This window comes from Nitrosopumilus sp. (assembly GCF_025699255.1).
Lineage (GTDB): Archaea > Thermoproteota > Nitrososphaeria > Nitrososphaerales > Nitrosopumilaceae > Nitrosopumilus.
This window is the reverse complement of the sequence record NZ_JAILWA010000003.1, coordinates 240,610-248,388: the sequence shown is the minus strand read 5'-3', so window position 1 is coordinate 248,388 and position 7,779 is coordinate 240,610. Positions and strand designations below refer to the sequence as shown.

12 protein-coding genes are annotated in these 7,779 nt (G+C 29.7%); 2 read left to right on the top strand and 10 right to left on the bottom strand.

The features are described 5' to 3' along the window. Positions 1 to 585, bottom strand: a 585-nt coding sequence (locus tag K5781_RS05290) for a hypothetical protein (RefSeq protein ID WP_297441487.1), incomplete at its 3' end; no start/stop codon positions are given. Between the two features lie 153 nt (positions 586 to 738). Between K5781_RS05290 and K5781_RS05285 the strand changes: the two genes are divergently transcribed. Then, positions 739 to 1,119, top strand: a complete 381-nt coding sequence (locus K5781_RS05285) for a hypothetical protein (RefSeq protein ID WP_297441485.1) — start codon at positions 739 to 741, stop codon at positions 1,117 to 1,119. Further along, the gene (locus tag K5781_RS05280; RefSeq protein WP_297441483.1) at positions 1,119 to 1,805 is read left to right on the top strand and encodes a hypothetical protein; all 687 of its coding nucleotides are present in this window, start codon (positions 1,119 to 1,121) and stop codon (positions 1,803 to 1,805) included. The genes K5781_RS05285 and K5781_RS05280 overlap by 1 nt, the downstream gene beginning before the upstream one ends. On the opposite strand, the gene K5781_RS05275 is transcribed toward K5781_RS05280, so the two are convergent. The 9 genes from K5781_RS05275 to K5781_RS05235 form a co-directional block, all read right to left on the bottom strand. Next, on the bottom strand, positions 1,802 to 2,467 hold the full coding sequence (locus tag K5781_RS05275) for a hypothetical protein (RefSeq protein ID WP_297441481.1): 666 nt from the start codon (positions 2,465 to 2,467) through the stop codon (positions 1,802 to 1,804). The genes K5781_RS05280 and K5781_RS05275 overlap by 4 nt on opposite strands. A gap of 239 nt (positions 2,468 to 2,706) precedes the next feature. Continuing rightward, positions 2,707 to 3,123, bottom strand: coding sequence for a hypothetical protein (locus tag K5781_RS05270; protein WP_297441479.1), 417 nt, complete (start codon positions 3,121 to 3,123; stop codon positions 2,707 to 2,709). Between the two features lie 52 nt (positions 3,124 to 3,175). Further along, a complete protein-coding gene (locus K5781_RS05265) occupies positions 3,176 to 3,664 on the bottom strand; it encodes an acyl-CoA thioesterase (RefSeq protein WP_297441478.1) in 489 nt (162 codons plus the stop codon). A gap of 57 nt (positions 3,665 to 3,721) precedes the next feature. Further along, positions 3,722 to 5,053 carry a UbiD family decarboxylase gene (locus K5781_RS05260; protein WP_297441476.1) on the bottom strand — a complete coding sequence of 444 codons (1,332 nt, stop codon included), beginning with the start codon at positions 5,051 to 5,053 and terminating at the stop codon, positions 3,722 to 3,724. Next, positions 5,046 to 5,387 (bottom strand): proteasome assembly chaperone 4, encoded by a 342-nt coding sequence (locus K5781_RS05255; protein WP_297441474.1) that lies wholly within the window; start codon positions 5,385 to 5,387, stop codon positions 5,046 to 5,048. The genes K5781_RS05260 and K5781_RS05255 overlap by 8 nt, the downstream gene beginning before the upstream one ends. A gap of 17 nt (positions 5,388 to 5,404) precedes the next feature. Further along, the gene (locus tag K5781_RS05250) at positions 5,405 to 5,857 is read right to left on the bottom strand and encodes a hypothetical protein (protein WP_297441472.1); all 453 of its coding nucleotides are present in this window, start codon (positions 5,855 to 5,857) and stop codon (positions 5,405 to 5,407) included. Between the two features lie 350 nt (positions 5,858 to 6,207). Next, a complete protein-coding gene (locus K5781_RS05245) occupies positions 6,208 to 6,756 on the bottom strand; it encodes a hypothetical protein (RefSeq protein WP_297441502.1) in 549 nt (182 codons plus the stop codon). A 135-nt stretch (positions 6,757 to 6,891) separates the two neighbouring features. After that, on the bottom strand, positions 6,892 to 7,218 hold the full coding sequence (locus K5781_RS05240) for a hypothetical protein (RefSeq protein ID WP_297441470.1): 327 nt from the start codon (positions 7,216 to 7,218) through the stop codon (positions 6,892 to 6,894). Positions 7,219 to 7,398: 180 nt separating this feature from the next. After that, positions 7,399 to 7,749 carry a helix-turn-helix domain-containing protein gene (locus K5781_RS05235; protein ID WP_297441468.1) on the bottom strand — a complete coding sequence of 117 codons (351 nt, stop codon included), beginning with the start codon at positions 7,747 to 7,749 and terminating at the stop codon, positions 7,399 to 7,401. Between the last annotated feature and the right edge of the window lie 30 nt (positions 7,750 to 7,779).

Here is a 7,779-nt window from a genome sequence, read left to right as displayed (position 1 = left end):
TTGTATCTGTTCAGGGGTAGCCTCTTCTTCCTCTGGTTCTGTGATTGGTTCTGGTGCAAGATCTAGTTCTTGAGGTAAATCTTCTGTAGATTCTTTTGGCAATGAACCCCTAGGACTAGGAAGTTCTGGTTCTGTGATTGGTTCTGGTTGTGATTCTAATTCTTTAATTTGCCTTTCTAATTCTTCTAATTTTTGTATCTGTTCAGGGGTAGCCTCTTCTTCCTCTGGTTCTGTGATTGGTTCTGGTTGTGATTCTAATTCTTGAATATTAACAGATTCTTTAAATCTAGATTCTGGTAAATCTCCTAAATTATCTAGATTTACTTTGTTTCCATCAATTCGAAGATAAGGAGTACCTCCAATTGAAAAAGTTTCAATTTTATGACCTTTTTTCCAAGAGGTTTTTCCACTGTATATTGTAATGTAAAATAATCCATTTTTGATATCTGAAGCAATTGTTAAACGATCAATAGGTTTACCTGGAGTAATTCCTTTTTCAGTATCTTGATGTCTAGTAGCTACTAAAATCAAATGGTTATAATCATAGCTCACTTCAGAAATTAGGTAATCTGCCCATTTCTCCATTATAAAAAATAATGATTTGTTTCTACTAATTAAGCAATGATTTTGACAAAATATGATTGTAGAAAATGGGTTTTTGAAAAATGAATTTATTGAAAATTCTTCTCATAATAGGCACAAATAGGATTATAATTAGCAAAATCAAGTAAATTCAATATGGAAATTTCTATCGAACCATGGAAAAAGTTGATAATTCATGAAGTTATTGAATACAAATTTGAAGATTGGGTTAAACAAATAGCATTTAGTACACGTTCATCAGGAGGTGGAATCCCCACAATGCAGTGGACAAATGGAATAGTTTTTGCTCCAGCAAATTTTCCAACTACCAATTCCACAGTAGATGAACAACTCAAAGGAACGTTACATTGGTCATCAGTTTCATTTGCAATAAAAGATAAATTTGAAAAACAGATTGTGAAAGAAAATGCAACGATTAATTTAGTAGATGTAAGTGTGAATGAAATTTTTAAAGAATTAGCCTCTAGTCTTAAATCACAATCAAAATATGCTTCATCTGAACCAAACAATATCTAATGAACATAGAAAAAGAAATAGAAAATTGTGAGATTTTTTTAAAACAAATTAAAAAATATGATCCTGATCCATTCTACGTAACACATTTTTTGGAACAATTCATTATTTCAAGTAATAAAATTTTTTCAGGAATTTTTGAAGAAGCAAATAGAGATTTTGGATTATTTATTTCTCAAAAAATTTCTGAAGATACATTTAAAGAAAAAGCCAACATGAAAGAAGATAAAGATGCAATAGAATTTTCTAAATGGTTTTCAATAAAATTTTCTGAAGAACATAAAAATTATTATCCTAAATATATTAAAAAAATATTTGATTTTAAAAATAAATTTGAAAAATTACCTGAATTAAAAATTATGATTAGATCTTCAGATAGATACAAAAATGATTTTAATCAACAAATAAAAATTCCTCTAAGTCAAGAAAAAATTAGGTCTAATGAAGAATTAAAAATAGAAATCAAAAGACAGTTGCCAGTATTTTTAGAAATTATTAATCATAAAAGATCTGAAAAAAATGAGCCTAGAGTAGAAGAGAATCAAGTAATGGCATCAACATTTGTAGACATTGAAAATGAAGAAGTTGAAATTGTATATGCCATACAAATTTACATATCTTTATTGAAACGATTAGTACAAGAATCTAAGAAAAAGATTGATGAGTTAAAAAAATATCATGTAAGTTAATCATTTAATCCAAAAATAGAGTGTTCAGTTTTTATTTTAATAATTGGGAAATAGGAAAAACCATGATCAAAACTGTTTGAAAATTCTGGATCAAGACCTTGATTACCCTGATATTTGACAAAATGTTTTGTTGGTTCAGAATCTAATTCAACGTAATTGAAATTATAGTATACCTCATCCATTTCTAAAGCTGTAATGTACCCCAATACCCAAGAATTTTTGTGAGGGATTGCATATAGTGTGAGATTTTGTTCTTCAGGTAATTCTGGATCATATGTCAATCGAGCTAAACTTCCTAAATCTTTAACTTTGATTGGATGGAATTGATCTGAAAATTTTTTTGATGTTATAGATAAAGGTGAAATTTCTGAATCCATGTGTATTATGGGAGCATAATTGGCATTAATTTTTGTGGAATCTACAATATCACAAATTTCTTTTCCAGAATTAATCTGATATGAAACATATCTTCCTAATTTTGGCAGAGGGGCATAAAAAATTAACAAAGTATTTGCTAAAGTGATACTACTTGAAATAATTCGAGATCCATCCAATTCCTGAGAATATACCCGTTTAGGATATTCTTTTAATGCGCATGCAAATCGTGCTAATTCGTCAAAACTTGATAATTCAACATAGCATTCATGTTGAGAAATAGACATTAAGAAAATGTAAATTTGTCATAGTTTTATTCTTTCTACATTTGGATTTTTCAACATACTTTTTCTATCAAAAAATTCCATTATAAAATGAAAAATGATTAATTTTCCAAAAACAATCATAGAAATTAAAGACAAAAGTGTCTCGTCTAGATACAATAGATAACTGGTTACTCCTATTGCAGTCATTATTTCTAATCCTGTACATGTACAAAAAAAGAAAAATTTTTCTCTCAATTCAATTATTTATTGGGATTTTGGCCACATTGATGTCCATGTTCAGCAAACTTTTTCATCATTTCACCATAAGCATTCATCTGTTCTAATCCAGATGAACTAAGTGTTTTTTGCCAATTTTCTGCAAATTGCTTAAAAGTAGATACATTGGTATCGTTGAGAGCTTTTTGCCAATTTTCACTAAATTCTTTGAAAGAATTCATGCCAACATCGTTGAGAGCTTTTTGCCAATTTTCTCCAAATAATTTCATGGTTTCAGCACTTGATTCCACAGTTGCTTTATCCCAAACATCATTGAATTTTGATTGCATGTCTTTACTTGCATTTTGAATTTGCTCAAAAAGAGTTTTCCAATTTTCAAGTGATTTTGTGTATTCTTGCCATAATGAATCCCATTCATTATTTTTTGATTGTTCAGACATTAACTAAAGATAATTTTCATTATTCTTAAATGGATCTATGAGAACTTTGAAGTCAATTCTGACGTTTTTTTAATCTATTATCCATTCTAACTTTACCTTCTTCAAACTTTATTCTATCATCATCTGTTTTTAGAGCTAATTTAGGAACAGGGGTAGGCTTTCCATTTTTATCTAGAGCTACAAATGTAACAAAAGCAGTTCCAGTAACGGTTCGGATTCCAGTAACAATATCTTCAGCCTCTGCTTTTACTTCAATTTCCATGGATGAGTTATGAACATAGTTTATTCGGGCATTCAAAGAGAGAACATTTCCAACAAAAACAGGTTTCAGAAAATTAACACTATCCATTGATACAGTAACAGCATTTGATTGAGAATGTCGTTGAGCTACAATTCCAGCTACCATATCAATATGCTTTAAAATTTCCCCACCAAAAACATTACCTGCTGGATTTGCGTCAGAAGGAAACATTCTGACAATTACCTCTGCATGTGACTCGGCTGGACTTTTTTCTCTATCAATAGAATTTTCTGATGACATTTTTACTTAATTCCAATACCTAAACATATCCAATTTAATTTAATCAGTTGTTTTTAATCATTTGAAATATTTTTTGAGGTTGATTTTGTCTATTTTTGGGATTTTAGCTAGTTCAAATCCCTCAGGTCGTTTAGATAATGGTCGAGTTGCATCAATTCCCATTTTTGAGGTTTTCAGTTTTTGTTGATTACTGGAAGGATCAAGGCTGGAGCCACGAACATTTTTGATTATTACAAGATCTTTATCAGCTTGAAATCTAGTGGCCATAGCATATTCTACAGATTCAGCACTGTTTGGATCAATATCATCGTCAACTACAGTTACTTGTTTCAAAGAACGATGAGATTCAAATGTTTTTTTAATAATTTTTTTAGGATCAGAATCATTTTTCTTTTTAATTTGTACTACAGCATGTAACCAATTACACCCACCATTAGTCATTGAGACTTGTTTTGTTTGTGAAAAATATTTCTTTAATTCCCCATTTAGTTTAGATTCTATTGGCATTCCCATCAATAATCTATGTTCTGAAAATCCAGAAAGAACATCATGAAAGATTGGACTATTTCTAAAATAGAGGTTTTCAAGCTCGAAAACAGGTTGAGATCTTTTATGATCATAAGTTTGAAGCATTTCAACCATCCATTCAGGATGAGTTTTATCTTGAAGTATTTTTCCTTCCATAACAATTTCTGCACCAGATGGAACGTTTAATCTAGAGAAAGGTAATTTTGTCAGAGTTAATTTCCCTCCTAAAAGTGAATTTGCAATATCGATTTCATCTTTTCCCCAATCAGCTTGATATGCTCCAGCAATTGAAATAGCAGGATGTACTCCTACAGTGATAGCAATCTTAAGATCTTCTCCATGTTCTTTAGCATCAATAAAACATCTGTGTAGATGTCTGCCTTCAACCATTCTTATGGAAAAATGAGTTTTGTCAATAGGCATCATTCTATGAAAGGATGAATTTTGTTTTCCAGTATCAGGATTTTTTGCATATGCAATAGATGATGTGATAAAAGGTCCAGATTCTTTTTCAAAATGAGTGACAATAGGCATGGAAAATAGGTTTTTTGATTTGTTTTCCATAAATTTCCCAGTAGGAACAATTTTAGGTTTTTTTGCTTTTTTGATTGCGGAAATAACTTTTTCATGAATATTAGATTCTGTTCCGCCAACAGCAATTCCAAATCGTTTACGGGTTCCAACTAAATTTGAAATTAATTTAAAATCACTTTCTTTAATTTTTTCAAACAATACTGCATGTGAGCCATCTAATTTAGCTGTAATTCCTGCAATTTCAAATTTTGTAGATACTTGAGTTTTGATAGTTTTTAATTCATTTATTTTCTTAATTTGTGAAATGTAACTTCTTAAATCACTCATTATCAATCATCTCCATAATTTCAGACATTAAGGCTTTTGCTGTTTCAGATTCTAATGGTTTTTGAATAAAAGTTGATACCAAAGCAATGCCCTTTATTCTAGTACTAATTTGTTCAGCTATAAGTTTTAGAAACAACGCTTCGGATCTAGATGGAATTATAGTTGTAGTTATAGGAGTAGGCCCAGCAGCCAATGAAATAACCATAGAACCTATTTTGTTTGAACTTTCAGTAACGGAAACAAAATAGCCATTTTCAAATTTTTGTATTTGTAAAGAAAAACTACGACTCTCCAAATTTACCATTTTCTGGAAAAATCCATTTGGAGAGGTCAACAAGCTATGAACAAATCTTATGCTTTTATTGCTATTGATTCACTTTTCTGGGAAACCTCAACATCAGGGTTCTTCTTACAATTCTTCTCATGTTTATCTGCATAAACAAAGAGTTTTTCACAATATTTGCATGGAGTTTTTTCCTTAGTTTTGGTTTTTGATTTTGTAGTCTTAGATTTAGCGGTTTTAGCTTTTGATTTTGCTTTAACAGTAACTTCTTGAACTTCTGATTCAATTTCTGTTGCTGCTGCAGCTTCCATAGAATCAGCTTCAACTCTTGCTCGTAATTTTGCTTTGTATTTCAAATTACGTGGTTTTGTTCTTAATCTATATCCACAACATGGACACCACAGTCCTTCCCATTTGATGAAAATTTCACAAATCTGGCATCGACGTTGTCCAGAAGCATATCTTCCAGTGCCAACAGGCTTTTGAGCCTTATATCTAACACAAATTCCTTTACAAGTCATCTTGGTATCATCATATAGAATTCATAACTATATAAGCATGGATCGATAAAATCTATACAATTTTTTACAAAAACATGAAAAAATTTTAATTTTTATATCGATCAAAATTATTATTTTCAAATAAAAACTCAAAAAGTTCAATAAATATGTATAGCTGATTTCAAAAGAGTGTTTCTTGAAAAAATAATATGTAACAATATAGTTGTTTGACAAAGAATTTCAATAATTCCAAAAAAAATGATAAGAATTTAGGATATTCTTATAATTTTGTAAAAATAGATATGTGAAATAATTTGAATATTTCTAAGAAATCTGAATTTCATATAATTTTTCCAATAAATTATAATTTTCTAACCCGTCATAGATAAAGGAAGAATAGATTGTCGATATCCATCTCGTTGAGAAATATATTTTGCTGAAAGCATATCACGTTTACCCCTTTGATTAAAATTTTTAATTTTTAGACTAGTTTTTGTTTCATCTACAAATTCTAATTCAAATGAAGAACAAAATTTCAGATTTAATGTCCTGACAATCTGCTTTGCAATATTCATATTTCCATCTCCAATTTTTAGGATTTTTCTTTTAGCTCTAAGACCTCCTAAAATACTGATAATATGAAAAACCAATTCTTCAATTGAAGTATGAACTGATCTCTCAATTTCCACTCCATAATAAAAAATGGATAATCCCATTCTTTGGCCTGGATCAACTCCAAGAATTAAATTTTCTTCCTCAAAATAAAGATTCAATTTTTGCATCATCATTCCCCTAATTACAGTTGGATGATGTTCTAGAATATCTTCATGGAGTAAAATTTTTTTACATTGTTTAGGAGATTCTTTTTTTGTTGTAAATACCAAAAGTCCATCATAATTATGAATTTCTTCTGGAAGAATAGAATCAAATGATAAATTTAGAGTTTTAAGATAAGATGAAAATCTATAGTATGGTTTGCCATAGGTAGTTGCAAGTCCAATACGAGAATTTTGTAAGGGATCTATACTTGACAAAATAAAATATGAGATTTAGGTTTATGCCTTCAAAACAGTTGACACTACGTGTTTGACTGCTTCATCAAAATTAGCATCAATATTAGATTTAATTTCAGACAATTTTGCCTCTCCTTCTTGGGCAATTTTGGCAGATTCAGTTGTAGCCTTTTCTTTTGATGTATTAATCATGACTTCAGCCTCTTTTGTGGCCATTTCTCTAGTTTTTTCTAATAAATTATCAATTTCAGTTTGACTTTTCATAGATAATTGTTTTTTCATATCCCCAACTTTACCAGTTAAAGATTCCAGATCGTCTTCCAAAATATTCAAAGATTTGATAATCCCATTGACTTTGGATTCAGCCATACTGCTCATTATACATCAAATCTAATAATTCCATTACTTAAATCATTCACTTACTAGGCGTGATCTATGCCTAAAAATAGGATTTGAGAACCAATTTTATAATTAGTAACTAATAATATTCTAAATTTGTCTAAAAAGAAAAATTGATCAACTATATCCTAAATAATTAGAAAATTTGAGTTACCAATAGGCACTAGTTCCCATACCTTCATTTTCAACAATTTGCACATCTAGTTCTTCTAAACCAAAAATTACATAGATTGATTTTAATCTGTTTTGATACAGAAAATATTTTTTGCCATCATCAGTAACAACCGAGCCAGTGACTTTGAGAATTTTGTTTTCTTCTAATTCATTAACTCGTCTATATGCAGTAGTCATTGGAATATCACAGCCCTTAACAATATCTACTACAGATTTTGGTTGCTCTATGGTAAAATTCATTATAGATCTAGAATAATCATCAGAGAGTGCTTTAAGAATAGATTTTCGAAGTTTAGAATCCCTCCCTAAAATTTTAAAATCAGCCAACCTATTACTCTCTAAACTATTATACAATAT